The 1,732-nt window shown below is 74.4% G+C and carries 2 protein-coding genes; both read right to left on the bottom strand.

Going from position 1 to position 1,732, the window contains the following annotated elements:
• The coding region (locus AX737_RS07845; RefSeq protein WP_280949064.1) for a protein-disulfide reductase DsbD domain-containing protein at positions 1 to 644 on the bottom strand (644 nt) is incomplete at its 3' end.
• A 54-nt stretch (positions 645 to 698) separates the two neighbouring features.
• Positions 699 to 1,732 (bottom strand): M24B family metallopeptidase (locus AX737_RS07840; RefSeq protein WP_156453583.1); only part of this gene is annotated, 1,034 nt, incomplete at its 5' end.

Below are 1,732 nucleotides of genomic sequence, written 5' to 3'. Positions count from 1 at the left end.
GAATAGGGGAAGAAGGCGGCCTTGCCGAAGGTCTCCGGGCGCAGGCCCGCCGCGTCGAGGTTCAGCACGAGGCTGTCGCCCTCACGCGACAGCCGCGCCGGCCATGGGGAGGGGACCGGCAGGGCCTCGCGGGCGCGGGCGAAGAGGTCGCGGGCTGCGGGATCGGGCACGGCGTCCCGCGCCACCGGCAGCGTCAGGGCGAGGTCGGCGGCGCCCGGCACGCACTCGGTCTCGCAGACGAGGTAGCTCAGCTTGGCGGCGAGCCGAACCGGGCTCGCCGGGTCGAGGCTCGGCGGCGGGGTCACGGGGACGAGCAGCACCGCCTTGCCCTCGTAGCCGTAGTTCATCAGCGTCGCGACCGGGATCCGCTCCGGCGCCGGCCAACGGATCGCCCCGGCCGAGAAGCCCGCCGGCAGCGTCCAGACCACCTCCGGCGGCAGGCCCGAATCGCCGGGATTGCGCCAGTAGACGTGCCAGCCGGGCTTCATGGCCATGCGGACGGCGAGCCAGAAGGTCTCGCCGGCCCGCACGCCCGCGGGCTCGGCCACGAGACTTGCCCGGACAAGGTCCTTGGGCGCCTTCAGCCCCTGGGCGAGGGCGGGCGACGAGACCAGGAGGACGAGGAGGGCGAGAAGCCGGATCATGCGCTGGTCTCTAGCATGAGCGGCGCGCCCGCGGGCGTCCCCGCGTCGTCGCGGTCAGGCCGCGGGCGCCTCGGAGAGCCCCCCGGAGGGCGCCAGCGGCGCCGTCGCCCGGTCGAGCCAGGCGCGGCTCTGCGAATCGAGGTCCGCCGACAGGGTCTCGCGGACGCGCGCGTGGTAGGCGTCGATCCAGGCGGTCTCGGCGGCGTCGAGGAGGTCCGCGTCGATCAGGCGGCGGTCGTAGGGGGCCAGCGTCAGGGTCTCGAAGCCGAGCATCGGCCGCTCGCCGCCCGCGATCTCGCGCGGCTCCACGAGGACGAGGTTCTCGATCCGGATGCCGTAGGCGCCGGCTCGGTAGTAGCCCGGCTCGTTCGAGAGGATCATGCCGGCCTCCAGCGCCACGGTACCGGTCTTGGCGATGCGTTGCGGGCCCTCGTGCACCGAGAGGAAGCTGCCGACGCCGTGGCCGGTGCCGTGGTCGAAATCGAGCCCGGCCTGCCAGAGGGGGAGCCGCGCCAGCGCGTCGATCTGCGCGCCGGTCGTGCCCTTCGGGAAGACCGCGCGGCCGATCGCGACGTGGCCCTTGAGCACGCGGGTGAAGCGGTCGCGCATCTCGGGCGTGGGCGCGCCCACCGCAACCGTGCGGGTGATGTCGGTGGTGCCGTCCGGGTACTGCGCGCCCGAATCGATCAGGAACAGCTCGCCCGGATTAACGGCCCGGTCGGTCGCACGGGTTACGCGGTAATGCACGATCGCGCCGTTCGGGCCCGAGCCCGAGATGGTCGGGAAGGAGACGTCGCGCAGATCCCCGCCGGCGGCGCGAAACGCCTCCAGCGCCTCGACGGCGGCGATCTCGGTGAGGCCGCCCTCGGCGGCCCGGGCATCGAGCCAGGCGAGGAAACGCACCACGCTCGCCCCGTCGCGGCGATGGGCGGCGCGGGCGCCCGCGATCTCGGTGGGGTTCTTCACCGCCTTCATGGCGGTGACCGGATCGCGCCCGACATCGGCCGTGCCGCCCGCGGCCTCGACGCGGACCTTGAGCGCGGCGGCGGCGGTGGCCGCATCGAGCCGCACTCGCACCGGGCCAAGCC

Origin of the sequence: Methylobacterium sp. CCH5-D2 (genome assembly GCF_001556475.1) — a bacterium.
Classification (GTDB): Bacteria; Pseudomonadota; Alphaproteobacteria; order Rhizobiales; family Beijerinckiaceae; genus Methylobacterium; species Methylobacterium hispanicum.
Note: the sequence above shows the minus strand (reverse complement) of the source record. Positions and strands in the feature narration are given on the sequence as shown.